The following is a 24,400-nucleotide window of genomic DNA, read 5'->3' as shown; positions in this document are numbered from 1 at the left end:
ATCCGACATGCGGTATAACCTCCATACACTCCAGCGCCTCGCCACAGACGGCGAACCAGAGAAGGATTTCCAGCATGACCCGGAAGGTCATCCATCGAGACCGCCCGCAGCCTGTGCGCCGTTGCGCGTCCATGCATGGCCAGGCGTACTGAACGGAGGGTTTGCCGTGACGACAGCCGATGTGAAATGCCGCTTCGAAGCAAGGCTTCTGCGCCCGGCAAAGCCTGCCGACGACAGGTCATGGACGTTCGTGGTACTGCCGAGGGAAGCCAGCGAACAGCTGCCAAGACGCGGCAGGACGACCGTTGCAGGCAGGCTCAATGGCCACCCGTTCCAGGCGACCCTTGAGCCGGATGGCCAACTGAGCCATTGGCTGCAGGTCAGCAGCGCCCTGCAGGAAGCCGCAGGCGCAGCCGCCGGGGAAGTCGTGACACTGGAGCTCGCCCCTGTCGCCAGTGAACCCGAACCCGAGATCCCGGCGGATCTGCAGGCGGCACTGGCAGCCATCCCTCGAGCCTGTGAAGTGTGGAACGCCACGACGACCATCGCGCGCGTAGACTGGATACACTGGATCACGTCAGCCAAGCAGCTCAAGACGCGCGAAAAGCGCATTGCCGATGCCTGCGACATGCTGGCATCCGGCAAGAAACGGGTCTGCTGCTTCGATCAGTCGGGTTACTACAGCAAGGCTTTCCGAGCGCCCGAAGCGGAAGACTCCTGAATGACGAACGGCGTTGAAACGCCTGACACCTGAGTCGCTTCGCTCATCGAACCCTCCCCCTCCCCAGACACCATGGCCCTATGACCAATCCATACCAACCCCCTCAGTCGACCCTCGAAGGCGGGTCGGATCAGGGTGGCAGCGCCACCATGGCCATCCGCCTGATCGTGGGACTGATCTGTGCACTCATTGCAGCGGCGCTGCCGATGCTGGTCATCCCTTCGTTTCAGCAGGTCTTCGACAGTTTCGGGGCCCAACTACCACTGATGACGCAGCTCGCCCTGAGCTACCACCTGTGGCTCTGGGTGCTGCCGATATTGGTGATCGCGGCGTTCCTGTTCTGGCCCAAGGCCGAACGCCGGCCATTGGCCGCCTGCCTGACGGGCGTCATCGGCCTGACGCTGGCCAGCGTCGTCATGATCCTGGCGATGTACCTGCCTGTTTTCGCGCTGGGCCAGGCCATATGAAGGGATCGGCGGGCGGTTCAAGGTCACTCGCTACACTTACGCTCCATCACTGAGTGCTTATGGAGACATGTGCAGTGCAGATCAGCCCAAGTCGGAATGGCGGCCAGGCGCCCTGGCAATCAGCTCCTTTTATATAGGGAAAAGGAACCAATAATGACGCTTTACAGCCCTAATCACCTTCACTGCAACCCGGCTCAGCAGGCCGAGCCAATTTAAGAGTCAGTTGCTCGTACACTCGCCCCCGTTCACCCTCAAGGAAGACGAAATAAAAATGGACTATCCCTATGTTGAAGAACAGCATGATTTTGACTTCACCTGCCCTCACTGCAACGAAAAGAACTGCGTCTCAGACCCAGGTAATTTATCCGCATGCACACACTGTAAAGTGCCCTTATCCTCCAATGCCAAAAGAGTATTCCGAGAAGGAATTGCACTTGCAGCAATAGTTTTCTTCGCCTGTTTATTGGGATTTTGGTTTGCAACAGATGATTTATCGGCCGAATCGGTGATCGCAGCCATACTCCTGGCTTATTACACTGGCAAGCCGCTATACCACAGCCGAATCACCATAACACTGGCGCATCCGGAGAACACGTCATCAGCATCAGAGAAAATCGCACATCGCAAGAAATCCAAACGCAAGAAAAAGTAGCGTTCTAAAAACGGCGACGCGTTCGCATCAAAGATATGTGAGCCACCTTTTTCAACCTGAACACATGATCATTCAACGCATGGAGCATCTGAAACACGCTCACTCAGGCCGGTCCAGCCGAGAGCAGACTATGGGGTTCGAGTTATTCCAACCACCGGACGCTGTACATTTACTTGGTCATGTCAGGTGTAACTTCATATCACCTTTAACATTATCGATCCGCACTTAACTTCCATATTACTGCGCTAAGCCATACAGCCCCGTCGGTAAACGACGAAGGCGCCCGGATGGGCGCCTTCAGTCGAAGCGGAGTGAAGCGTCGATCAGGCTGTGCGACTGGCGCCCACTCGCTCGGCACCACCCTCGGCGACACGATTGGCACCGACGCGATCAGCGCCATCTTCAGCGACACGCAAGCGCTCGAGAGTGCGCTCGGCCCCGCCTTCTGCAATGCGGTTGACGCCTACGCGTTCGGCACCGCCCTCAGCGACACGATTGGCACCGACGCGATCAGCGCCATCTTCAGCGACACGCAAGCGCTCGAGGGTGCGTTCGGCGCCCCCTTCGGCCACTCGGTGCGCACCCACGCGGTCAGCGCCGTCTGCAGCGACGACAGGGGCAGCGACGGACTGAACGGAAATCTGCGGCGCGGCGAAAGCGCTGGCGGAAAGTGCGGCGATAACGAGGCTGGCGAGGATTTGCTTTTTCATGATCAGGCTCCTGGATGAGGCTGGAAAGTGAGTACGGAACCTATGCTACTCGCATGGAATCGATTGAATAGCGCAAATAAACGAAGTAATGAATCGAATAAATAGATATTTATTCAAACAAGCAAGGACACATCAGCGGCGAAGCGCGTCAGTCATCGGTCGTTGAACGAATCGCTCCATGCGCCATCCGGGGTCGAGGGGCGCAACACCGCAGCGCTGGCGGACCGGATGTAGTCAGTGGCGAAGCAGGTTGCATGCGGGCGCTGTCAGGCACCGTCCCGTGGGAGACGCTTCAGTCGCGTAGGGTGGACAACGCGAAGCTTGTCCACCCTGCCTGGCTTGAGCGCAGCGAAAATTGGAAACCAACAGATGTTGGGTTTCGCGTTGCGCTACCCATCCTATGTGGGCAGCGTCAGGCGTACTTCTACGCCCCCCTCGACGTTACCGACCTGCAGCTCGCCGCCATGCAGTTCGGCCACCTCCTGGACGAAGTTGAGGCCAAGTCCCGTGCTCTTGCGCCCGCCATTGGGGCGCGGCAGGGAGTAGAAGCGTTCGGTCAGACGTGCCAGCGCGTAATCGGGGATGGCTTCGCCCTGGTTGAACAGGCGCAGCACGACACCCTCGCCCCGGCGTTCGGCGGCGATACGGATGCGCCCACCGGGTGGCGTGAAGTCCAGGGCATTGTCCAGCAGGTTGGCCAGTGCCTGACGCAGCAGGAAGCGCTCGCCCCGCAGGCTGAGGCCCGCCGGCAGCGCCTCTTCGATCCGCAGACCGGCGGCGGTGATGCGTGCCTGCTGCGCCTGCAGCAGCTCGTCGACCAGAGCCCCCAGCGCGACCGTCACGCGCTCCTCCAGCCCCTGGCGCTGCTCCACCTGGGCCAGATGCAGCAGGCGCTCGATAAGGTTCTGCAGACGTGCGCTTTCCTGCTGGATATTGGCCACGAAGCGCTGGCGCTGCTCCACCGGCATGTCGCCCTCGAGCAGTTCGGCGGCGCCCCGGATGGCGGCCAGCGGGCTCTTCAGCTCATGCGTCAGGGTGTGCACGTAGCGCTCGACGTAGGCCTTGCCCTCCAGCTCGGTGCGCATGCGCTCGACTGCCACGGCCAGTTGCCCCAGTTCGCCACCCCGCACCTGCGGCGCCTCGGCGCGCTGACCCTCGCTGACCGCCTGGGCATAGCGCGTCAGCTTGCCCAGTGCGGCGCTGAGCCACCAGGACAGCGCCGCGCCAATCAGCAGGCCGAGGCCGATCAGGCCGGCGCCGAGCCAGGCCAGGCGGTTCTGCGAGCGCTCGATGTAGGGTTGCAGGGTGCGGTTGGGCTTGGCCACCGAGACCACGCCGATGATCCGCTCGCCATCCTTGATCGGCGCCGCCACGTACATGACCGACGAATCGGGGTCATTCGGGTCTTCGCGGGTGGAACGGGCACCGTACTGGCCGCGCAGGGTCAGCAGCACATCGTTCCAGCGCGAATAGTCCTGACCGACCGCCTGGCCGGCAGAGTCGAGCAGGACGATGCCCTGGCCGTCGGTGACGTAGATGCGGTGGTTGACCTCGGCCTTGGTCAGTCCCCAGATGGTCGCCTGCGGCTGGCGCCGGCCATAGGCCTCCAGTGCCTCTGGCAGGCGGCCCTGGCCGAGGGTACCGGCCTTGACCTCGTCACGCAGGATCTCCGCCAGCAGGTTGGCGGTATCGACCAGGGTCTCCTCGGTACTCTGGCGCACGCCGGGACGAATCTCGTCCATCACCGTGCTGAGCACGAACCAGCCCGCCAGGCCGACGAAGAGGAAGTAGACGAGGAAGATGCGAACGCCCAACGGCATGGTAGGAGCCTCTCTACGGTCTCGCGAACTGGAGGGAAAGGGTGGTGCAAACGCCCGAGGACGCGGAGTTTACAAGGGTGAACGAGCATTCCGAAGGCATCTGCAACGCCGCTCGACCGAGCCTGGCAGATCGAGAAAAGGCGCTAGGCCTCCGGCTCGAAACTGTAGCCCAGGCCACGATGGGTCTGGATCGGCTCCTCGGTGGCGGCAACGCTACGCAGCTTGGCCCGCAGGCTCTTGATGTGACTGTCGATGTTGCGCTCGTAACCGGCTTCGCTGGGCACGCCGAGCGCGTCGAGCAGCTGCTCGCGGGAGAACACCCGCCCCGGCTGGCCGAGCAAGGTGCGCAACAGGCGAAACTCGTGGCGGGTCAGGCTCAGCGCCTGGCCGTGGTAGTGGATGCGAAAGGCCGCGTCGTCGATCTGGAAAACGCCTGGCGCGACGCTCTCCGTGGTTTCGCGCGGCACCATGCGCCTGAGGATGACCTTGACCCTGGCGGCCACCTCGCGCGGGCTGAAGGGCTTGACCACATAGTCGTCGGCGCCGATCTCCAGGCCCACCACGCGATCGATCTCTTCACTGCGCGCGGTGAGGAAGATCACCGGCACCTCGGAAAAGCGCCGCAAGCGTTTGCACACCTCGAAGCCGCTGATATCCGGCAGGCCGACGTCGAGGATGGCCAAGTCGAAGCGACCGCTCTCCAGCAGGGTCAGCGCCTCGCTGCCGAGGCTCGACCAGTGAGTGGTGAAGCCTTCGGCCTGCAGAGCATAGACCAGGGTGTCGGCAATCGCGGCTTCGTCTTCGACTATGAGTATCTGCGGCATCGGGCGTCCTGCACCTGGGGTTCGACGGCAGGAGACTGCCGAGGGCGGCGGCGGGCGTCAAGCGCAGGCGGGGGCAACCCGCCGGGACGCCGTTGGCGGGCTGCAACTGCCGTGGGATGGGGGCACCGCGACGCGCTCGGGCAGGCTCAGTGCTCGCCGCGAATGTACTGCTCCAGCTGGCGAATCAGGTCGGCCTGTTCGGCGATGGTTTCCTTGACTAGGTCACCGATGGAGAGCAGGCCGATCAGCTCGCCCTCGGCCAGTACTGGCAGGTGGCGCAGACGGCGCTCGGTCATCAGCTCCATGCAGTGCTGCAGGCTGTCGCGCGGGCCGACGCTGATCACGTCGCGGGTCATGATTTCGCTGACCTTGGCCGCCAGCATGGAGCGCTCGGCCAGGGCCACCTTGCGCACGTAGTCGCGCTCGCTGACGATGCCCACCAGCCGCCCGCCAGACAGTACCACCAGGGCGCCGATGCCCTTCTCGGACATGATGCGCAGGCCATCGAGCAGGGAGTCGTCGGCATCGATGCTGTAAAGAAGGGCGTTCGACTTGGTTCTGAGGACTTCGGCGACCGTTTTCATGCTGGGGCTCCGTGTGGTTTGCATTGTTTTTAGCAGAGTTGGCCAGCCAGGTCAGCTCAGGAGCTGCACGAAAGATCGCCGAATGCCGTTCAGGCCGGCCACAACAGGCGAGGAACGGGCCGGGCTGGCGCTCCGGCCCGGCTGCGGCGCCGCCTCGGCGCACCGCTGCTTTCGGCTGCACCCCCAACCTCAGTCGAGGCTGAAACGCCCGGTATTCTGCGCCAGCCCTTCGCTGCCCCGGCGCAACTGCTCGGCCGCGCTGCTGACGGCCTGGGCGCCATCGAGCAACTGTCCTGCGGCCTGGTCGACCTGCTGGATGTTGCCGCTGACCTCATCGGCCGTGGCGGCCTGCTGCTCAGCCGCCGTGGCGATCTGCGCCAGGCGGTCGCTGACCCGCTGCACGGAATCGACGATGTTCTGCAGCTCGTCACCCATGGCCAGCACGCTGCCGATATCGCCGTCGGCCTGGGAGCAGGCGTCCTCCATCAGCGTGACCGACTGGCCGACCACGCGTTGCAGGTTGTCCACGGTCTGGGCGATCTCCTGGGTCGAGTCCTGGGTGCGCTTGGACAACGAGCGAACCTCGTCGGCGACCACGGCGAACCCGCGTCCCGCCTCGCCGGCGCGGGCGGCCTCGATGGCGGCGTTGAGCGCCAGCAGGTTGGTCTGTTCGGCGATGCCCTTGATCACCTCGACCACCCGGTTGATCTGCTGCGTCTGCTCACGCAGCTCCTGCAACGCCGCGGCGCTGTCGCCCAGGCGGCTGCTGAGCTGGCGCATGCTGGCGCTGGTGCGCTCGCTACGCTGGTTGCTGCTCAGCGCCACCTCGCGGGTCTGCTGCGCTTCCACGGCCGCCTGCTCGCAGCTTTGCGCCACGCTCTGCGCGGTGGCGGCCATCTGCGTGGCGGCGGTGGCGATCTGGCTCATCTGCGCCTGTTGCTGTTCGACGGCGTCCAGCGCGTGCTGGGCCTGGCCACCGAGCAGCTGCACCGTGCTGTCGAGCTGCTGACTCTCGCGGTTGACCCCTTGCAGCGAGTCGCGCATCTGCTCGACGGCAATGTTCAATGCCTGGGCGATGGCCGCCAGATCGTCGCGTCCGTTCACTTCCATGCGCACGCGCAGGTCACCGTCACGCAGGCCACGCGCGGCTTCGATGATGTTGCCGGTGCTGATGCGAATCGAAGCGTTCAGGCACAGCATCACGTACATCGCCAGCAGGGTGAGCAGGACGAACGCACCGACCACCTCGATCATCGTGTTCAGCGCCCGTTGCCGATAGCCACCGAGGCTGACGGAGAACTGCTGATAGATCGCCTGCTGCAAGTCCTGCAGCTGCACTTGCAGGGTTTCGACACGCTGGATGAACTGCTCGGGCGTCAGCGCCATTGGGCTGGCCTCGAACATGTCGCGGTCGATCTGGGCAAGAAAATCGTCGAAGGCCTTGAGCGAGGCGTCGAAGGGCCCGCTCAGCTGGCGCATGGCCTGCGGGGCCTCGCGTGACAGGGTGGTCTGCGCCTTGACCAGTTGCGCCTGCTGCTCGTCCAGGCTGCGGCGCAGGTCGCGGATCAGCACCCGGCTCTGCAGGGTGAAATGCTGCGAGACCACGGCGCCATGCCCCTGCGCGGCGAAGGTGCCGAGCTGCTCGAGCAGGCGCGGCATGATGTAGGTGATCTGCTCCATCATCAGGTAGGTGTCGAGATTCGGATCGAGAATCAGGGCACTGTCGGTCGCCACCTGCTCGCGCAGTGCGATCAGATGCAGCAGGGTCTTCTGGTAGCGCTCCAGCGCATCGGGCAGCGCCACCTTCTTCAGCGCCTCCGCACGCAGGCTGTCGCGCTCGCCCTGCAGGGCCTGGAAGTGCTCGCGCGCCTGGGCGCTGATCAACGCGCTCTGCAGCGGCTCGGCCGCCTGCTCCAGAGCCGCATCGAGCTGCGCTTCACGCTGGCGCAGCTGCCCTTCGGCGGCGTCTTCGGTGCCCTTCCAGCGGGCGAACAGGGTGCGCTGGGCGATCAGCTCCTGCTGCACCTTGGCCATGCGCTCGAGCGCCTGCGCACCCTCGACCTCGCGGTCGACGAAACCCAGGCGCGAGAGGGAATCGCTGCTGATCACCCAGAGCGCATAGCCCAACGGCAATGCGAACAACAGGAACACCAGCTGGAACTTGTGGGCAAAACTGAAACGCTGCAGCAGCCGTACACCCGGCTTGAGTACTCCCGTCATGACGACACCTCAGTGACCTAATGGGCCTACAGGCCTGGCAAACAATTGCAGTTAGCAAGAAGCAGGCCCGGCGCCCCATGGCGCGAGGAAGTCGTTACAGGGCACTCCGAATGAGTGTAATGGCCAATGGGAATCAGCCTTTGCCGAAATGCGACAATTAACTCAGCATTGGGGACGGTCGCGGGTGTATCGCTCGGCCGGGTCCACCGCTGCACCAAGATCGCGCATGGCGCTGGCGCCAATCAGCAGCGGATAGCTGAAGGTACGCCGATCGGTCAGGTTGATCTCGATGGTGTGCTCCTCGTCGCCCAGGCAGATCGGCATCTCGATCACCGGGCGCTGCGAGTAGGCGACGTCCTGCGTACCGGCTTCGCCCCCTTCCTCGGCGCGCTTCTTGATCTCGGCGATGCGCACCAGCGGATGTTCGTACAGGGTGTCGTCGGCACCGTCCACGGCCAGACGGAAGCGCACCCAGTCCTGGCCGTCGCGGGTGAAGGGTTCGATGTCCTTGGCGGACAGCGAGGCGGTCATGGCGCCCGTGTCCATCTTGGCCTTGAGGGTCTTGCCCAGGTCCGGGAGCTTGATCAGTTCGTAGCGACCGTAGAGATCGGGTTGCTGGTTGGCCATGGCCGGCAGACTGATGGCGGCGGCCAGCAGGAGCAGAGCATATTTCAAGGGTCGGTCCTCTCGTTTGCGGTGACCGAATCTACGACTGCCCTGCCCGGGCCATGTTCCCCGCCAAGCGTTACCGCATGCTACATCCTCAGGCGCTAACGCCCACGGCCTTCCAGCTCCATCCCGGTCCACAGCTCGTCGAGGCGCTCGAAGCCCCACTCCTCGGCGGACTCGCGCCCGGCGATACGGTCCTGATCGGTGATCTTGCTCAGATCGACGACGCTCTGCGGCAACGGCACGCGCGACTTGGCCGAGAAGAACACCTTGACCCTGGGCGCCAGCAACGCCTTGGGGTTCTGCTCCATGACCACGGCCAGGCGTCCGCTCTGCAGGCGCACCAGCGCGCCGACCGGGTAGATGCCGACGGTCTTGACGAAGGCCTGGAACACCAGCTCGTCGAAGTGGCCCTTCCACTCGGCCATCTTGCGGATCGACTCCGCCGGGTCCCAGCCCGCCTTGTACGGACGGTTCGAGGTGATGGCGTCGTACACGTCGCACACCGCGCCCATCTTCGCCAGCAGGCTGATCTGCTCGCCCTGCAGGCGATGGGGGTAGCCACTGCCGTCGATCTTCTCGTGGTGGTGCAGGCAGACGTCCAGCACCAGCGCGCTGACCTGCTTGCTGGCGATGAGGATGTTGCCGCCCTCCTCCGGGTGCTTGCGCACGGCGGCGAACTCGCCGTCGGTGAGCTTGCCGGGCTTGTCCAGCAGGTCCTGCGGCACCGCCATCTTGCCGATGTCGTGCAGCAGGCCGGCCAGCCCCGCCTCGCGCACGGCCGCCTCGGGCAGGCCGAGCTGACGGGCCAGCGCGATCATCAGCGCGCACACCGCGACCGAGTGCATGTAGGTGTATTCGTTGCTGTGCTTGAGCCGCGCCAGGCTGATCAGCGCATTGGGGTGGCGCATCACCGACTGGGAGATCTCCTCCACCAGCGACTCGGCCTGATCGAACTGCAGCGCCTGGCCCATGCGTGCATCGCTGAACATGTCCACCACTGCCTGCTTGGAGCGCGCGCAGAGCTTGACCGCCTGCTCCAGCTCCTGCTCCATCGACAGGTTCCTGACCTTGGGTGGCTCGATGGCGGCCAGCAGGCGGGCCTGTGCCTCGCATTCGACCTCGGCCTCGGTGGCGGCCTGCACACCGGCGGCGACGTCAGCCCCCTTGCTGACGTCGATCCACAGTTCGCTGATCGCGCTGTCGCGAATGCGTGCGAGATCCTTTTCGGAGTTGAGGACGAACTTGGATTTCCAGAAGGGGTGATCCATCCACGAACCACAGAATTCCTGAATGAACATTCCGACACGAAGATCGGTGACGGCGATCCGTTTGAGCATGGCATGTACCGAAAGATGAGAATGCCTTCCCTGACCAGGCTACTTCCGATGAGGCTCATGGGTATATAGCCTCTCAACTGGCAATAGGCCAGTCAGCAGCGCTTTGAGCAAAGCGCCGCGCTTGCATAAGATGGCCGCTCACCGCCTGCCATGGAGTCGACATGCGCCCCCTGCTGACCGGCCTTGCGAACGTCGTTCTGCTACTCGCCAACACCCTGATCCTGATCGGCCCGTTGCTGCTGATCGCGCTGGGCAAATTCGTGCTGCCCGGCCAGGCCGCGCGCGACGCCTGCTCGCGCGGCGTGATGTGGGTCGCCGAATTCTGGGCCGAGAACTGCAAGCGCATCTTCGCCCTGCTGACCCCGACCCGCTGGGACATTCGCGGCAATGCCGAATTGCGCCAGGACTGTTCCTACCTGGTGATCAGCAACCATCAGTCCTGGGTCGACATCCCCGCGCTGCTCCAGGCGTTCAACCGCAAGACGCCCTACTTCAAGTTCTTCCTCAAACAGGAGCTGATCTGGGTGCCGTTCCTCGGCCTGGCCTTCTGGGCGCTGGATTACCCCTTCATGAAGCGCTATTCCAGGGCATTCCTGGAGAAGAACCCGCACATGAAGGGCAAGGACCTGGAGATCACCAAGGCGGCCTGCGAGAAGTTCAAGCGCCTGCCCGTCACCGTGGTCAACTACCTGGAAGGCACCCGTTTCACCCCGGCCAAGCAGGCGCAGCAGCAGTCGCCGTACCGCTATCTGCTCAAGCCCAAGGCGGGTGGCGTGGCCTTCGTCCTCGCCGCTCTGGGCGAGCAGCTGGACGCCGTGCTGGACGTGACCCTGGTCTACCCCGACCAGCAGGTACCGGGCTTCTGGGACCTGCTCAGCGGCCAGGTCGCGAAGGTCATCATCGACATCCGCACGCTGCCTCTCGACCCCACGCTGTGCCGCGGCGACTACGAGAACGACCCCGCCTTCCGCCAGCAGATGCAGGACTGGGTGTCCGCGCTGTGGCAGGCCAAGGACGCGCGCATCGCCGACCTGCGCCACGACGCCCAGCCATGACCGGCTTGTCGTTCGGTTTTCCGAATGCCGCGCAGGGCGATGGTCGGAAGGTCGAACGAACAGGCATCTCGCCCCGCTCGGGCAATAAATTTAATTTCTTTAAAATCAATGACTTGAATTAAATACAAGGTCCTCGAAAGCGCTGGCATGCAACCTGCTCAAGTCCCCCTCAGGAATGCGATAGACCTTCCGTGAGCAAAGTGGCGTGAGCACGCCATCACAACAACAATACCGAGGACTCGATTCATGCGTACTTTCCACCGTGTACTGAGCGTGGCCGTCGCTGCAGCCATTCTCTCCACTCCGGCCATCGCAGAGGAGCTGACCGGCACCCTTAAGAAGATCAAGGACACCGGCACCATCACCCTGGGCCACCGCGACTCCTCCATCCCCTTCTCCTACTTCGGCGACAACTCGCGCAAACCCATCGGCTACTCCCACGATCTGCAACTGAAAGTGGTCGAGGCGCTGAAACAGGAACTGGGCCTGCCTGACCTCAAGGTACGCTACAACCTGGTGACTTCGCAGACCCGTATTCCCCTGGTGCAGAACGGCACCGTCGACCTGGAATGCGGCTCCACCACCAACAACGTCGAACGCCAGCAGCAGGTCGACTTCTCCGTCGGCATCTTCGAGGTCGGCACCCGCCTGCTGGCCAGGAACAGCAGCGGCATCAAGGATTTCGGCGACCTCAAGGGCAAGAACGTGGTGACCACCGCCGGTACCACCTCCGAGCGCCTGATCAAGTCGATGAATGCCGAGAAGCAGATGGGCATGAACGTGATCTCGGCCAAGGACCACGGGGAGTCCTTCCTGATGCTCGAGTCCAACCGCGCCGTGGCCTTCATGATGGACGACGCCCTGCTCGCCGGCGAGATGGCCAAGGCCAAGAAGCCTGGCGACTGGAGCGTGGTCGGCACGCCGCAGTCCTTCGAGGTCTACGGCTGCATGCTGCGCAAGGGCGACGAGGCCTTCAAGAAGGTGGTCGACAAGGCCATCAGCGACACCTTCGCTTCCGGCGAGATCAACGAGATCTACGCCAAGTGGTTCCAGCAGCCCGTCCCACCGAAGGGCCTGAACCTGAATTTCCCCATGAGCGACGAGCTGAAGCAGCTGATCGCCAACCCGACCGACAAATCCGCAGAACAGATTTGACGGTGATGCGCCGCCACGCTCACGAGGCGTGACGGCGCGGGGACTCCGGGGAGGCCTGCGGCCTCCCCAACCTAATTCCTGACGAAGCCGAGACCATCCGCCCACGCGGATACGGGGAACTGTCGCCCGCTTTCGCGCTTCGCCAACGTATTCACGATCTCGCCAGCGAGCATCTGCCTTCGACACAGCAGAGCCGACGCGCAGCAGATCGTTTCCTCAGCAGAGGGGAAAGTTGCAATGAATTACAACTGGGACTGGGGCATCTACTTCAAGTCCACCGGCATCGGCAGCGAGACCTACCTGGACTGGTTCGTCACCGGCCTGGGCTGGACCATCGCCATCGCCCTGGCAGGCTGGCTGATCGCCCTGGCGCTCGGCGCGCTGCTCGGCGTCATGCGTACCCTGCCGAACCGCTGGCTGTCCGGCCTGGCCACCGCCTACGTGGAAATCTTCCGCAACGTGCCGCTGCTGGTGCAGCTGTTCCTCTGGTACTTCCTGGTGCCGGACCTGCTGCCGGAACCCCTGGAGCTGTGGTTCAAGCAGGACCTCAACCCGGCCACCTCGGCCTATCTCTCGGTCGTCGTGTGCCTCGGCCTGTTCACCGCGGCGCGGGTCTGCGAACAGGTGCGCACCGGTATCCAGGCATTGCCCAGGGGCCAGCTGGCCGCCGGCTACGCGCTAGGGTTCCGCCTGCCGCAGATCTACCGGGACGTGCTGCTGCCACAGGCGTTTCGCATCATCATCCCGCCGCTGACCAGCGAATTCCTCAACATCTTCAAGAACTCCTCGGTGGCCTCGCTGATCGGCCTTATGGAGCTGCTGGCGCAGACCAAGCAGACCGCCGAGTTCAGCGCCAACCTGTTCGAGGCCTTCACCCTGGCCACGCTGATCTACTTCACCCTGAACATGAGCCTGATGCTGCTGATGCGCCTGATCGAGAAAAAGGTCGCGGTGCCGGGCCTGATTTCTGTAGGAGGCAAGTGATGGACTTCAGCCAGATCGTTCCGGCGCTGCCGGGGCTGTGGGAAGGCATGCTGATCACCCTGCAGCTGATGGTCCTCGGCGTGCTCGGCGGCGTGGTGCTGGGCACCCTGCTGGCCCTGATGCGCCTGTCGCACAGCCGGCTGCTGGCGAACATCGCCGCCACCTACGTCAACTACTTCCGCTCGATCCCGCTGCTGCTGGTGGTCACCTGGTTCTACTTCGCGGTGCCCTTCATCCTGCGCTGGATCACCGGCGAGGACACGCCGGTCGGGGCGTTCAGCTCCTGCCTGGTGGCTTTCGTGATGTTCGAGGCCGCCTATTTCTGCGAGATCGTCCGCGCCGGCATCCAGGCCATCCCCAAGGGCCAGATGGGCGCCGCCTCGGCGCTGGGCATGAGCTACGCGCAGAGCATGCGCCTGATCATCCTGCCGCAGGCCTTCCGCAAGATGACCCCGCTGCTGCTGCAGCAGAGCATCATCCTCTTCCAGGACACCTCGCTGGTGTACACCGTGGGTCTGATGGACTTCCTCAACGCCGCCCGCTCGCGTGGCGACATCATCGGCCAGCCCCACGAGTTTCTGATCTTCGCCGGCCTGGTCTACTTCACCGTCAGCTTCGCCGCCTCGCAGCTGGTCAAGCTTCTGCAGAAAAGGTTAGCCGTATGATTGCCATCAAGAACGTCAACAAGTGGTACGGGGACTTCCAGGTGCTGACCGAGTGCAGCACAGAAGTGAAGAAGGGCGAAGTGGTCGTGGTCTGCGGCCCGTCGGGCTCGGGCAAGTCGACCCTGATCAAGTGCGTCAACGCGCTGGAGCCCTTCCAGCAGGGTGACATCGTGGTCGACGGCACCTCCATCGCCGACAAGAAGACCAACCTGCCCAGGCTGCGCTCGCGCGTCGGCATGGTGTTCCAGCACTTCGAGCTGTTCCCGCACCTGTCGATCACCGAGAACCTCACCATCGCCCAGGTCAAGGTGCTCGGCCGCAGCAAGGACGAGGCCACCGAGAAGGGCCTGGCCCTGCTCGACCGTGTCGGCCTCGCCGCCCACGCGCACAAGCACCCGGGCCAGCTCTCCGGCGGCCAGCAGCAGCGCGTGGCGATCGCCCGTGCGCTGGCCATGGACCCGGTGGTGATGCTGTTCGACGAACCCACCTCGGCGCTCGACCCGGAGATGGTCAACGAGGTGCTCGACGTGATGGTGCAGCTGGCCCAGGAAGGCATGACCATGATGTGCGTGACCCACGAAATGGGCTTCGCACGCAAGGTCGCCGACCGGGTGATCTTCATGGACCGCGGGCAGATCGTCGAGGACTGCGCCAAGGAAGAGTTCTTCGGCGACATCAATGCCCGCTCCGAACGCGCGCAGCAGTTCCTGGCGAAGATCCTCCAGCACTGAGCGCCCACGGACGCCGCCGGGTGCGCACGCCGCACCCGGCGCGGCGCTCATCTGGCCAGACAGGGATGACTATGATGCAATGCCTGCCCGCCAGTACTCACGCCGACCTGATCGTGAAAACGCGCCTGCTTCGTCACCTCTCGCTGGCCTGCCTGCTCCTCCTGCTGGTGCTTGGCAGTGGCTATGCGGCCTACCTGCTGAGTGACCGCAGCGGTATCCAGACGCTGGCCGAAAGCGGCGAGCGCCAGCTCGAACTGAATGCCCGCGCGGTGGAAAGCGAGATCACCAAGTACACCTACCTGCCCAGCCTGCTGGAGCTGGAAGGCAACGTCTCGCGCCTGCTGCAGTTCCCCACGGCGTACCGCAGGCATCACGTCAACCAGTACCTGGCCGGGCTGAACCAGCGCAGCGGCAGCCTGGCCATCTACGTGCTCGACCTGGACGGGCGGGTCATCGCCACCAGCAACTGGGACCGCGCCGACAGCTACCTCGGCGAGGACCTGTCGTTCCGTGCCTACTACCAGGATGCCGTGCAGGGCAAGGCCGGCCGCTTCTACGGCATCGGCAGCACCACCGGCGAGGCGGGCTACTACCTGTCTCACGGGTTGCGCGAAGACGGCAAAGTGATCGGCGTGGCGGTGGTCAAGGTGCGCCTGGACACCCTCGAAGAGCGCTGGCAGCGCGCCCACCTGGAAGCCTACGTCAGCGACGAGAACGGCATCATCATCCTCTCCAGCAAGCCGGAGCGCCGGCTCAAGGCCGTGCAGGCGCTGGACGACGCCAGCCGCGAGCGCCTGGCGCGCAGCCTGCAGTATCACTGGGCGGCGCTGGAGGAGCTGCAGTTCGCCGGGCGTGAAGCGCTCGGCGACGGCCTGGAACAGATCAGCCTCGACCACGACGGCAGCATCACCCGCTACCTGCTGCAGACTCGCCCGCTGGTCGACACGCCCTGGCACCTGACGCTGCTCAGCCCGCTGCAGGAGCAGCGCAGTGCCGCCCTGCTCAATGCCCTGCTGGCGGCGGTGGCCTGCGCGCTGCTGGCCTTCCTGCTGATCGCCTGGAACGAGCGGCGCAAGGTCATCGCCACCCGCCTGGCCGCACGCGAAGCGCTGCAGGCGGCCAACGACGAACTGGAACGCAAGATCACCGAGCGCACCGCCGACCTGCAGGCCAGCAACGCGCGCCTGCTGGCGGAAGTGAGCGAGCGCGAGCAGGCCGAAACCACTCTGCGCCAGGCCCAGGACGAGCTGGTCCAGGCCGGCAAGCTGGCCGTGATCGGGCAGATGTCCACCAGCATCGCCCATGAGCTCAACCAGCCACTGGCGGCCCTGCGCACGCTGTCGGCCAACACCGTGCGCTTTCTCCAGCGCGGCGCGCTGGACGTCGCCAGCAGCAACCTGCAGAACATCGCCGAGCTGGTAGACCGCATGGGCAAGATCACCGCCAGCCTGCGCGCCTTCGCCCGCCGTGCCGGCGACCAGGGCGAAGCCTCGCTGCAGCAGGCGGTGGACGCCGCGCTGTTGCTGCTGCATCCGCGCCTGCAGCGCACCCGGGTGAAGATCCACCAGGAGTTCGCCGAGGCGCGCCTGGCCATCGAGCAGATTCGCCTGGAACAGATCCTGGTCAACCTGATCAGCAACGCCGTCGACGCGCTGCAAGCGCAAGGCGACCGGCATATCTGGCTGAGCGGCAACGCCGAAGCCGAGCACTACCTGCTGGAAATCCGCGACAACGGTCCCGGTATCGCGCCGGAAACCCGCGCCCATCTGTTCGAACCCTTCTTCACCACCAAGCCGGGCGAACAGGGCCTGGGGCTCGGCCTGACCCTCTCGGCCAGCCTCGCCGCCGCCGCCGGTGGCAGCCTCACCGTGCGCCACCCGGAAGAAGGCGGCACCGCCTTCGTCCTCAGCCTGCCCTATCCGCGAGAGCCACAAGCATGAGCGACCGCCTCACCGTCCTGATCGTCGAAGACGACCCCCATGTGCTGCTCGGCTGCCAGCAGGCCCTGGCCCTGGAAGACATTCCCAGCATCGGCGTGAGCAGCGCCGAGGAAGCCCTGGCCCAGGTCGACAGCGACTTCGCCGGCATCGTCGTCAGCGATATCCGCCTGCCCGGCATCGATGGCCTGGAGCTGCTGACGCGCCTCAAGCAACGCGACGCCAGCCTGCCGGTGGTACTGATCACCGGCCATGGCGACATCGGCATGGCCGTGGGGGCGATGCGCGACGGCGCCTATGACTTCATGGAGAAGCCGTTCTCGCCGGAACGCCTGGTGGACGTCGCCCGCCGCGCCCTGGAGCAGCGCGCCCTGGCCCGCGAGGTCAGCGCCCTGCGCCGCCAGCTGGCCGGGCGCCAGGCACTGGAGCAGCGCATCATCGGCCGCTCGCCGGCCATGCAGCAGTTGCGCGAGCTGATCGCCAACGTCGCCGACACCAACGCCAACGTGCTGATCGAGGGCGAAACCGGCACCGGCAAGGAACTGGTCGCCCGCTGCCTGCACGACTTCAGCCGGCGGCAGAGCAAGCAGTTCGTCGCGCTCAATTGCGGCGGCCTGCCGGAAAGCCTGTTCGAGAGCGAGATATTCGGCCACGAGGCGCATGCCTTCACCGGCGCCGGCAAACGCCGCATCGGCAAGATCGAGCACGCCGACGGCGGCAGCCTGTTCCTCGACGAAATCGAGAGTATGCCGCTCAACCTGCAGATCAAGCTGCTGCGCGTCCTGCAGGAGCACAGCCTGGAACGCCTCGGTTCGAACCAGTCGGTCGCCGTCGACTGCCGGGTGATCGCCGCGACCAAGTCCGACCTGGATGAACTGGGCAAACGTGGCGAGTTCCGCAGCGACCTGTACTACCGGCTGAACGTGGTGACCCTGGAACTGCCGCCACTGCGCGAGCGCCGCGAGGACATCGCCCTGCTGTTCGAGCACTTCCTGCAGTTGGCGGCGCTGCGTTTCGACCGCGCCGTGCCCGAGCTGGACCGCCAGACCCTGGCCGCGCTCAGCGCCCACGACTGGCCAGGCAACGTGCGCGAACTGCGCAACGTCGCCGAGCGCTTCGCCCTCGGCCTGCCGGTGTTCAAGAAAAGCGGCCAGGCCGACAACAACACGCTGGGCTTCAACGAGGCCGTGGAAGCCTTCGAACGCAGCCTGCTCAGCGCTGCACTGGAACGCCACGCCGGCAACCTCAGCCAGGCCGCGCAGACGCTGGGCATGGCCAAGACCACGCTGTTCGACAAGGTGAAGAAGTACGGCCTGTAGGCGCGGCTATCGCCCCCGGCGTCTCATGAACCTGGCAAAGGAAAAAAGGGAGCCCGCAGGCTCCCGAAAAAGGCGCGGACCAATGCGCCCAGGGCCGTGAAACTCAGGCTGCGCTGAAGGTCTTGTGCGGGTCGATGACGAATTTCTTCGGCACCCCGGCATCGAACTCGCCATAACCACGCGGCGCGTCGTCCAGGTTGATCACCTGCACGCCCACCACTTCGGCGATGTTGATGCGGTCCCACATGATGGCCTGCATCAGCGCACGGTTGTATTTCATCACCGGTGTCTGGCCGGTGTGGAAGCTGTGCGACTTGGCCCAGCCGAGGCCGAAGCGAATGCTCAGGCTGCCGATCTTGGCGGCGGCATCGACCGCGCCCGGATCTTCGGTCACGTACAGGCCGGGGATGCCGATCTTGCCGGCGACGCGGGTCACCTGCATCAGCGAGTTGAGCACGGTGGCCGGTGCCTCGTGCTTGGCCCCCTCGTGGCCATGACCACGGGCCTCGAAGCCCACGCAATCGATGGCGCAATCGACTTCCGGCTCGCCCAGCAGGTCGGCGATCTGCTCGTGCAGCGGGGTGTCCTTGGACAGATCGGCGATCTCGAAGCCCTGGGCCTTGGCATGCGCCAGACGCGCCGGGTTGAGGTCGCCAACGATTACCACGGCGGCACCCAGCAGGCGCGCCGAGGCGGCCGCAGCCAGGCCGACGGGGCCGGCGCCAGCGACGTAGACGGTGCTGCCCGGACCGACACCGGCGGTCACGGCACCGTGGTAGCCGGTCGGCAGGATGTCGGACAGGCAGGTCAGATCGCGGATCTTCTCCATGGCCTTGTCGCGGTCCGGCAGCTTGAGCAGGTTGAAGTCGGCGTAGGGCACCAGCACGTATTCGGCCTGGCCACCGGTCCAGTCGCCCATGTCGACGTAACCGTAGGCGCCACCGGCACGCGCCGGGTTGACGGTCAGGCAGACGCCGGTGTGCTGCTCCTTGCAGGAGCGGCAACGGCCACAGGCGACATTGAACGGAACGGAGACCAGATCACCGATCTGCAGGCGCTCGACGTCGCGGCCCTTCTCGATCACCTCGCCGGTGATCTCGTGGCCCAGCACCAGGCCGACCTGGGCGGTGGTACGGCCGCGCACCATGTGCTGGTCGGAGCCGCAGATGTTGGTGGAAACGACTTTCAGGATGACGCCGTGCTCGATTTTCTTGCCGCGCGGGTCCTGCATCTTCGGGTAGTCGATCTTCTGCACTTCGACCTTGCCCGCACCGAGATAAACCACACCACGATTACCAGACATGCGTAACTCTCCTTTCTTTTTGTGGATACAAGACGCGACCGAAGGGCCACGCGGCCTTGCACTGGAGCTTCTTTCGTCTGTTGCCGGTCACCGCCGGTAAAGCCTGGCAGGGCGGTGAACGAGAATTTCCCCGGTTTGCGTCCGGGTTACCGGTGATCCGTCCTCAGGCGTTGAGCACCACCGTGCGGTTGGCGTTGAGGAACACGCGGCGGTCGATGTGATGACCGACCGCACGCGCCAGGGTCAGGCACTCGATGTCACGCCCCTTGGCGATCAGGTCCTCGGGGTAATGGGCGTGATCCACCGCCTCCACGCCCTGAGCGATGATCGGCCCCTCATCGAGGTCGTTGTTGATGTAGTGCGCCGTGGCACCGACCAGCTTGACCCCCTTCTGGTAGGCCTGGTGATAGGGCTTGGCGCCCTTGAAGCCGGGCAGCAGCGAGTGATGGATATTGATCGCCCAGCCATCGAGCTTCTTGCACAGCTCGGGCGACAGCACCTGCATGTAGCGGGCGAGCACCACCAGTTCGGCACCGGTATCCTCGATCACCTTGAGCACCTTGCGCTCCTGCGCCGGCTTGTCGGCCGGATCGAGCGGGAAATGGTGATAGGGAATGCCATGCCAGCGCGCCAGCGGCTCGAGGTCCGGGTGGTTGGAGACCACCGCCACCACGTCCATGGCCAGTTGGCCGATGCGCTGGCGATAGAGCAGGTCATTGAGGCAGTGGTCAGCCTTGGAGACCATCAGCACGACCTTGGCGCGATAGCCCGGCGGGGTCAGCTCGACCTGCATCTGGAACGGCGCCAGGCGCTCGGCCAGGCCGTCGCGGAAGGCCTGCTCGTCGAAGCCATCCGGCTGACGAAACTCCACGCGGATGAAGAAGCGCGACGACAGCCGATCATCGAAGCTGTGGTGCTCGGTGACGTAGCAGTGCTGCTCGAAGAGAAAGCGCGTCACCGCGTCCACGGTGCCGAGCACGCTCGGGCAGTGAGCGGTGAGAATCCAGGTATCGGGGGTGCGGCCCATAACAATCTCCGAGACAAACTCCGTTGCTGTTCACCCCTCTCCCGTTCATGAGAGAGGGGTCGGGGAGAGGGCTATCCGAGTCAACGCGGTCTGCCCTTCCCGCCTCCCCAGAGGGAGCCGTTGGATATCAAGCCTCGACCGCCAACCCGTACTCGGCGCAGGCATCCTGCAGCCACAGCCAGAAGTAGTCGGCGAAGCTGCGCCGGATCACCAGCTCCCAGGTGTCCTCGCCGACATGGCGAATCACCAGCTGCGACTTGGCGAACACGGTGCCCACCGCCTTGCCGACCGGGAAGTTGCTCGGGTGCACGTCGTAGGACGTGGACTTCATCAGCATCTCGCGCACCTTGGGCCCGGAGAGCTGCAGCAGGGTCTGCCCGCCGCTGACGTTGACCACCGAGAACAGCTGGCCGTCCAGCGCCTCGCGCAGCTTGCGCTCGACGTCGAACTCGGTGCCGCCGGGCACGATCAGCAACCATTCGTCAGGGCCGAGCCACTGCAGCGAGGTGTCGCCATCGGCCACCAGGGTCAGCGCCACCGGCAGCTCCAGGCCGACGGCCTTGTGGATGCCACCGGAGAACGCCGCGTCCCTGGCGTCGCCACGGATCACCAGATGACCGCGCAGCTTCTTCTCGCGCAGGGTCACGCCGGCGCTCTTGCTGCCCTTGCCGGCCAGCTCGTGCAGGCCGGCGTGATGCAGCGGGGATTGCCCGGCGATGTCGGCGGGACGTTGTTGGAACAGGTTGACGTTAGACATTCTGGCGATCCCCTTTCGGGTCATAGAACACGGAGCTGCAGATTTCGGCTTCGATCACGCTGCCATCGACCAGCGGGGCGAACACCCGCTCACCCATGCGCTTGAGCCCGCCCTTGACGACGGCCATGGCGAAGCTGTGGCCCATGGCCGCGCTCATGTAGCTGGAGGTGACGTGGCCGACCATCTGCATCGGGATGGACTGTTTCGGATCGAACACCAGTTGCGCACCTTCCGGCAGCACCTTGTTCGGATCGACCGGCTTCAGCCCGACCAGCTGCTTGCGGTCTTCACGCAGGCAGTCGTCACGGTTCATGCCACGCTTGCCGATCCAGGAGAACGGCTTGGTGCGGCCGACGCACCAGCCCATGTTGAGGTCGTCCGGCGTCACCGAGGCGTCGGTATCCTGACCAACGATGATGAAACCCTTCTCGGCGCGCAGCACGTGCATGGTCTCGGTGCCGTAGGGGGTCAGGTCGAACTCCTTGCCCGCCTCGATGATCTGCTCCCACACGCCCAGGGCGTAGTCGGCCTGCACGTTCACCTCGTAGCTCAGCTCGCCGGTGAAGGAGATGCGGAACACCCGCGCCGGCACGCCGCCGACCAGGCCTTCCTTCCAGCTCATGAACGGGAAGGCGTCCTTGTCCAGGTCGATGTCGGTGACCTTGGCCAGCAGCTTGCGGCTGTTCGGGCCGGACAGGGTCATGGTGGCCCAGTGGTCGGTGACCGAGGTGAAGAACACCTTCAGTTCCGGCCACTCGGTCTGGTGGTAGATCTCCAGCCACTCGAGCACGCGCGCCGCGCCGCCGGTGGTGGTGGTCATGACGAAATGGTTGTCGGCCAGACAGGCGGTCACGCCGTCGTCGAAGACCATGCCGTCTTCCTTGCACATCAGGCCGTAGCGGGCCTTGCCCACGTCCAGCTTGGTCCAGGCATTGGTGTAGACGCGGTTGAGGAACTCGCGCGCATCCGGGCCCTGGATGTCGATCTTGCCCAGGGTGGAGGCATCGAGAATGCCCACGCTGTTGCGCACCGCCAGGCACTCGCGGGCCACGGCGGCGTGCAGGTCCTCACCGTTCTTCGGGAAGTACCAGGGACGCTTCCACTGGCCGACGTCCTCGAACTCGGCGCCGTGGCTGACATGCCAGGCCTGCATCGCGGTGTAGCGCTTGGCATCGAACAGCGCACCACAGTGACGGCCGGCCACGGCGCCGAAGGTCACCGGGGTGTAGTTCGGGCGGAACATGGTGGTGCCCATCTGCGGGATGCTGATGCCCATGGAACGGGCCGCGATGGCCAGACCGTTGATGTTGCCCAGCTTGCCCTGGTCGGTACCGAAGCCCAGCGCGGTATAGCGCTTGACGTGCTCGACCGACTCGAAGCCTTCGCGGGTGGCCAGCTCGATGCCGGCGGCGGTGACGTCGTTCTGCAGGTCGACGAACTGCTTCGGCGCACGCGCGGTGTTCTTCTCGTGCGGGACCTGGAACAGCGCCAGCATCGGGTCTTCGTTGAGGATGCTGGCCTTCGGCAGGCTGTCGCTGACGGCCTTGTAACCGGTATCCGCGGCGGCCTTGGCACCGGCCTCGAAGCCGTTGGCCAGCACGTCGCCGAGACCGAACACGCCGTTCACCGCACCGGCATCGATGCGCTGCTGAATGCCATTGCCCGCACCGGGGACGAAACCGAGGATGTCCTCGCGCCACTCGGGACGACCGCCCAGGTGGGAAGCCAGGTGCACCACCGGGCTGTAGCCGCCGGAACTGACGATCAGGTCGCAGTCCACGACTTCGCCGGGGCTGGTGATCTTGTGGCTCTTGACGTCGATGGCGCAGATACGGGCACCCGTGACACGCTTGCTGCCGCGCGCCTCGATCACCGCACTGCCGGTCAGGATGCGCACGCCACGCGAGCGCGCCTCTTCGACCCAGGTACCACGCGGATTGCTGCGCGCGTCGGCCACGGCCACCACCTGGCGACCGGCGTCGAGCCAGTCGAGCACCACGCGGTAGGCGTAATCGTTGTTGGTCGACAGCACCAGGGCCTTGCCCGGCGCCACGCCGTAGCGGCGCACGTAGGTCGACACGGCGCCGGCGAGCATGTTGCCCGGCACGTCGTTGTTGGCGTACACCAGCGGCCGCTCGTGCGCACCACTGGCCAGGACCACGCGCTTGGCGCGCACGCGGTGCATGCGCTGGCGCGCCTGGCCCATGGGCGCGACTTCGCCGAGGTGATCGGTGAGGCGCTGATGGATGGTCAGGAAGTTGTGGTCGTGATAACCGTTGACCGTGGCACGCGGCAGCAGGGTCACTTCCGGCAGGCTCTCCAGCTCGGCGACCACCTTGGCCACCCAGTCGCTGGCCGGCTTGCCATCGAGGGTCTGCCGGGTGTCGAGCAGGCTGCCGCCGAACTCTTCCTGCTCATCGGCGAGGATCACGCGGGCACCACTGCGACCGGCGGCCAGTGCGGCAGCCAGGCCGGCCGGCCCCGCGCCGACGATCAGCACGTCGCAGTGCTGGTTCAGCTGGTCGTAGATATCCGGGTCGACCTCGGTGGGCGAACGGCCCAGGCCCGCCGCCTTGCGGATGTACTTCTCGTAGGTCAGCCACAGGTTCTGCGGGTACATGAAGGTCTTGTAGTAGAAGCCGGGCGGCATCATGCCCCCGCCGACCTTGCCGAGAATGCCCATCAGGTCGGTGTTGACGCTCGGCCAACCGTTGGTGCTGCTGGCCACCAGGCCGCCGTACAGGGCCTGCTGCGTAGCGCGCACGTTGGGGATCTGCGTGGCTTCGCGGGAACCGATCTGCAGCACGGCATTGGGCTCTTCGCTGCCGGCCGCGACGATGCCCCGCGGACGCGAATACTTGAAGCTGCGACCGACGATGTCGACACCGTTGGCCAGCAGTGCGGCCGCCAGGCTGTCGCCCGCGTAGCCCTGATAGTTCTGGCCGTTGAAGCTGAAGCTCAGCGGCTGGCTGCGGTCGATACGACCACCCTTGGCAAGACGATTGACCTGGCTCATGCCGTTACTCCTTCTGCCACGGCTTTCTTCTCGGAGGCGCCGGCTGCGGTGACCGAGGGCTGCTCGCCGACCTTGTAGGTCTCGAGGATCTCGTAGGTCACGGTGTGGCGGGTGACGTTGAAATACTTGCGGCAACCGGCCGCGTGTACCCACAGCTCATGGTGGATACCGCGCGGGTTGTCGCGGAAGAACATGTACTCGCCCCACTCGGCATCGCTGCAGGCATCGGGGTCGAGCGGGCGGGCGATATGCGCCTGGCCCTTGGCATGGAACTCCTCTTCGGAGCGCTGTTCGCCACAGTAGGGGCAGAAGATGTGCAGCATGGTGGCCTCCTGAAACGCTCCCCGCTCGCAGATGCCAACGGGGTTTATCTGGTCTCCCCTCGCCCACCCGTGGGCGAGGGGTCGGGGGAGAGGGCGTGCGGTGCTGGCCGCGTCACCCTCT

The 24,400-nt window shown here is 65.0% G+C and carries 22 protein-coding genes; 11 read left to right on the top strand and 11 right to left on the bottom strand.

Features of this window, described 5'->3' with window-relative positions:
• Positions 1 to 166: 166 nt before the first annotated feature.
• From E4487_RS03440 to E4487_RS24670, 4 genes are all read left to right on the top strand, one after another.
• A complete protein-coding gene (locus E4487_RS03440; protein WP_175252717.1) occupies positions 167 to 721 on the top strand; it encodes a YdeI/OmpD-associated family protein in 555 nt (184 codons plus the stop codon).
• Positions 722 to 870: 149 nt separating this feature from the next.
• A complete protein-coding gene (locus tag E4487_RS03435; protein WP_175252716.1) occupies positions 871 to 1,188 on the top strand; it encodes a hypothetical protein in 318 nt (105 codons plus the stop codon).
• A gap of 271 nt (positions 1,189 to 1,459) precedes the next feature.
• The gene (locus E4487_RS03430) at positions 1,460 to 1,840 is read left to right on the top strand and encodes a hypothetical protein (protein ID WP_175252715.1); all 381 of its coding nucleotides are present in this window, start codon (positions 1,460 to 1,462) and stop codon (positions 1,838 to 1,840) included.
• A gap of 287 nt (positions 1,841 to 2,127) precedes the next feature.
• Entirely contained in the window at positions 2,128 to 2,568 is a 441-nt protein-coding gene (locus E4487_RS24670; protein ID WP_175252714.1) for a hypothetical protein, read from the top strand.
• Positions 2,569 to 2,948: 380 nt separating this feature from the next.
• Here the strand turns inward: E4487_RS24670 and creC are convergent, their stop codons facing one another.
• The 6 genes from creC to E4487_RS03395 form a co-directional block, all read right to left on the bottom strand.
• The gene (creC, locus tag E4487_RS03420) at positions 2,949 to 4,370 is read right to left on the bottom strand and encodes a two-component system sensor histidine kinase CreC (RefSeq protein ID WP_175252713.1); all 1,422 of its coding nucleotides are present in this window, start codon (positions 4,368 to 4,370) and stop codon (positions 2,949 to 2,951) included.
• Positions 4,371 to 4,513: 143 nt separating this feature from the next.
• Positions 4,514 to 5,194 carry a two-component system response regulator CreB gene (gene creB, locus E4487_RS03415; protein WP_175252712.1) on the bottom strand — a complete coding sequence of 227 codons (681 nt, stop codon included), beginning with the start codon at positions 5,192 to 5,194 and terminating at the stop codon, positions 4,514 to 4,516.
• Positions 5,195 to 5,340: 146 nt separating this feature from the next.
• Positions 5,341 to 5,778 (bottom strand): CBS domain-containing protein, encoded by a 438-nt coding sequence (locus E4487_RS03410; protein WP_037056309.1) that lies wholly within the window; start codon positions 5,776 to 5,778, stop codon positions 5,341 to 5,343.
• A gap of 189 nt (positions 5,779 to 5,967) precedes the next feature.
• Positions 5,968 to 7,998, bottom strand: a complete 2,031-nt coding sequence (locus E4487_RS03405; RefSeq protein ID WP_150606849.1) for a methyl-accepting chemotaxis protein — start codon at positions 7,996 to 7,998, stop codon at positions 5,968 to 5,970.
• Positions 7,999 to 8,160: 162 nt separating this feature from the next.
• A complete protein-coding gene (locus tag E4487_RS03400) occupies positions 8,161 to 8,673 on the bottom strand; it encodes an ATP-dependent zinc protease (RefSeq protein WP_134676440.1) in 513 nt (170 codons plus the stop codon).
• A 95-nt stretch (positions 8,674 to 8,768) separates the two neighbouring features.
• The gene (locus tag E4487_RS03395; RefSeq protein WP_175252711.1) at positions 8,769 to 10,007 is read right to left on the bottom strand and encodes an HD-GYP domain-containing protein; all 1,239 of its coding nucleotides are present in this window, start codon (positions 10,005 to 10,007) and stop codon (positions 8,769 to 8,771) included.
• A 161-nt stretch (positions 10,008 to 10,168) separates the two neighbouring features.
• On the opposite strand from E4487_RS03395, the gene E4487_RS03390 reads away from it, so the two are divergent.
• The 7 genes from E4487_RS03390 (at position 10,169) to E4487_RS03360 (ending at position 17,853) form a co-directional block, all read left to right on the top strand.
• On the top strand, positions 10,169 to 11,062 hold the full coding sequence (locus tag E4487_RS03390; protein ID WP_175252710.1) for an acyltransferase: 894 nt from the start codon (positions 10,169 to 10,171) through the stop codon (positions 11,060 to 11,062).
• A gap of 246 nt (positions 11,063 to 11,308) precedes the next feature.
• Positions 11,309 to 12,217: a glutamate/aspartate ABC transporter substrate-binding protein gene (locus tag E4487_RS03385; RefSeq protein ID WP_047591846.1), complete on the top strand. Its 909-nt coding sequence runs from the start codon at positions 11,309 to 11,311 to the stop codon at positions 12,215 to 12,217.
• 237 nt (positions 12,218 to 12,454) lie between these two features.
• Entirely contained in the window at positions 12,455 to 13,201 is a 747-nt protein-coding gene (locus E4487_RS03380; protein WP_037056294.1) for an amino acid ABC transporter permease, read from the top strand.
• Complete coding sequence (locus E4487_RS03375) at positions 13,198 to 13,866, top strand: amino acid ABC transporter permease (RefSeq protein WP_175252709.1); 669 nt, start codon at positions 13,198 to 13,200, stop codon at positions 13,864 to 13,866. The genes E4487_RS03380 and E4487_RS03375 overlap by 4 nt, the downstream gene beginning before the upstream one ends.
• The gene (locus tag E4487_RS03370; protein WP_037056288.1) at positions 13,863 to 14,597 is read left to right on the top strand and encodes an amino acid ABC transporter ATP-binding protein; all 735 of its coding nucleotides are present in this window, start codon (positions 13,863 to 13,865) and stop codon (positions 14,595 to 14,597) included. The genes E4487_RS03375 and E4487_RS03370 overlap by 4 nt, the downstream gene beginning before the upstream one ends.
• A gap of 74 nt (positions 14,598 to 14,671) precedes the next feature.
• Positions 14,672 to 16,537, top strand: a complete 1,866-nt coding sequence (locus E4487_RS03365) for an ATP-binding protein (protein ID WP_037056285.1) — start codon at positions 14,672 to 14,674, stop codon at positions 16,535 to 16,537.
• Positions 16,534 to 17,853, top strand: coding sequence for a sigma-54 dependent transcriptional regulator (locus tag E4487_RS03360; RefSeq protein ID WP_037056283.1), 1,320 nt, complete (start codon positions 16,534 to 16,536; stop codon positions 17,851 to 17,853). Before E4487_RS03365 ends, E4487_RS03360 begins: the two co-directional genes overlap by 4 nt.
• Before the next feature lie 103 nt (positions 17,854 to 17,956).
• Here E4487_RS03360 and fdhA read toward each other — a convergent pair whose 3' ends face one another.
• The 5 genes from fdhA to E4487_RS03335 all read right to left on the bottom strand — a co-directional run bounded on the left by fdhA (position 17,957) and on the right by E4487_RS03335 (position 24,279).
• On the bottom strand, positions 17,957 to 19,156 hold the full coding sequence (fdhA, locus tag E4487_RS03355; RefSeq protein ID WP_037056281.1) for a formaldehyde dehydrogenase, glutathione-independent: 1,200 nt from the start codon (positions 19,154 to 19,156) through the stop codon (positions 17,957 to 17,959).
• Between the two features lie 163 nt (positions 19,157 to 19,319).
• Positions 19,320 to 20,183, bottom strand: coding sequence for a formyltetrahydrofolate deformylase (purU, locus tag E4487_RS03350; RefSeq protein ID WP_047592001.1), 864 nt, complete (start codon positions 20,181 to 20,183; stop codon positions 19,320 to 19,322).
• A 127-nt stretch (positions 20,184 to 20,310) separates the two neighbouring features.
• Positions 20,311 to 20,940 (bottom strand): sarcosine oxidase subunit gamma, encoded by a 630-nt coding sequence (locus tag E4487_RS03345; protein ID WP_037056277.1) that lies wholly within the window; start codon positions 20,938 to 20,940, stop codon positions 20,311 to 20,313.
• Entirely contained in the window at positions 20,933 to 23,956 is a 3,024-nt protein-coding gene (locus E4487_RS03340; protein WP_175252708.1) for a sarcosine oxidase subunit alpha, read from the bottom strand. Before E4487_RS03340 ends, E4487_RS03345 begins: the two co-directional genes overlap by 8 nt.
• On the bottom strand, positions 23,953 to 24,279 hold the full coding sequence (locus E4487_RS03335; protein WP_037056275.1) for a sarcosine oxidase subunit delta: 327 nt from the start codon (positions 24,277 to 24,279) through the stop codon (positions 23,953 to 23,955). The genes E4487_RS03340 and E4487_RS03335 overlap by 4 nt, the downstream gene beginning before the upstream one ends.
• Positions 24,280 to 24,400 lie beyond the last annotated feature (121 nt).

Origin of the sequence: Pseudomonas sp. BMW13 (assembly GCF_013357275.1) — a bacterium.
Lineage (GTDB): Bacteria > Pseudomonadota > Gammaproteobacteria > Pseudomonadales > Pseudomonadaceae > Aquipseudomonas > Aquipseudomonas khazarica.
The sequence above is the reverse complement of the archived record's forward strand: the minus strand, read 5'-3'. Positions and strand labels throughout refer to the sequence as shown.

What these genes read in the sequence shown, in the direction of transcription:
- E4487_RS03435 (WP_175252716.1), top strand. Translation starts at nt 871, where the DNA reads ATGGCCATCCGCCTGATCGTGGGACTGATCTGTGCACTCATTGCAGCG.
- E4487_RS03430 (WP_175252715.1), top strand. Translation starts at nt 1,460, where the DNA reads ATGGACTATCCCTATGTTGAAGAACAGCATGATTTTGACTTCACCTGC.
- E4487_RS24670 (WP_175252714.1), top strand. Translation starts at nt 2,128, where the DNA reads ATGGGCGCCTTCAGTCGAAGCGGAGTGAAGCGTCGATCAGGCTGTGCG.
- creC (WP_175252713.1), bottom strand. Translation starts at nt 4,370, where the DNA reads ATGCCGTTGGGCGTTCGCATCTTCCTCGTCTACTTCCTCTTCGTCGGC.
- creB (WP_175252712.1), bottom strand. Translation starts at nt 5,194, where the DNA reads ATGCCGCAGATACTCATAGTCGAAGACGAAGCCGCGATTGCCGACACC.
- E4487_RS03410 (WP_037056309.1), bottom strand. Translation starts at nt 5,778, where the DNA reads ATGAAAACGGTCGCCGAAGTCCTCAGAACCAAGTCGAACGCCCTTCTT.
- E4487_RS03405 (WP_150606849.1), bottom strand. Translation starts at nt 7,998, where the DNA reads ATGACGGGAGTACTCAAGCCGGGTGTACGGCTGCTGCAGCGTTTCAGT.
- E4487_RS03395 (WP_175252711.1), bottom strand. Translation starts at nt 10,007, where the DNA reads ATGCTCAAACGGATCGCCGTCACCGATCTTCGTGTCGGAATGTTCATT.
- E4487_RS03390 (WP_175252710.1), top strand. Translation starts at nt 10,169, where the DNA reads ATGCGCCCCCTGCTGACCGGCCTTGCGAACGTCGTTCTGCTACTCGCC.
- E4487_RS03385 (WP_047591846.1), top strand. Translation starts at nt 11,309, where the DNA reads ATGCGTACTTTCCACCGTGTACTGAGCGTGGCCGTCGCTGCAGCCATT.
- E4487_RS03380 (WP_037056294.1), top strand. Translation starts at nt 12,455, where the DNA reads ATGAATTACAACTGGGACTGGGGCATCTACTTCAAGTCCACCGGCATC.
- E4487_RS03370 (WP_037056288.1), top strand. Translation starts at nt 13,863, where the DNA reads ATGATTGCCATCAAGAACGTCAACAAGTGGTACGGGGACTTCCAGGTG.
- E4487_RS03365 (WP_037056285.1), top strand. Translation starts at nt 14,672, where the DNA reads ATGCAATGCCTGCCCGCCAGTACTCACGCCGACCTGATCGTGAAAACG.
- E4487_RS03360 (WP_037056283.1), top strand. Translation starts at nt 16,534, where the DNA reads ATGAGCGACCGCCTCACCGTCCTGATCGTCGAAGACGACCCCCATGTG.
- fdhA (WP_037056281.1), bottom strand. Translation starts at nt 19,156, where the DNA reads ATGTCTGGTAATCGTGGTGTGGTTTATCTCGGTGCGGGCAAGGTCGAA.
- purU (WP_047592001.1), bottom strand. Translation starts at nt 20,183, where the DNA reads ATGGGCCGCACCCCCGATACCTGGATTCTCACCGCTCACTGCCCGAGC.
- E4487_RS03345 (WP_037056277.1), bottom strand. Translation starts at nt 20,940, where the DNA reads ATGTCTAACGTCAACCTGTTCCAACAACGTCCCGCCGACATCGCCGGG.
- E4487_RS03340 (WP_175252708.1), bottom strand. Translation starts at nt 23,956, where the DNA reads ATGAGCCAGGTCAATCGTCTTGCCAAGGGTGGTCGTATCGACCGCAGC.
- E4487_RS03335 (WP_037056275.1), bottom strand. Translation starts at nt 24,279, where the DNA reads ATGCTGCACATCTTCTGCCCCTACTGTGGCGAACAGCGCTCCGAAGAG.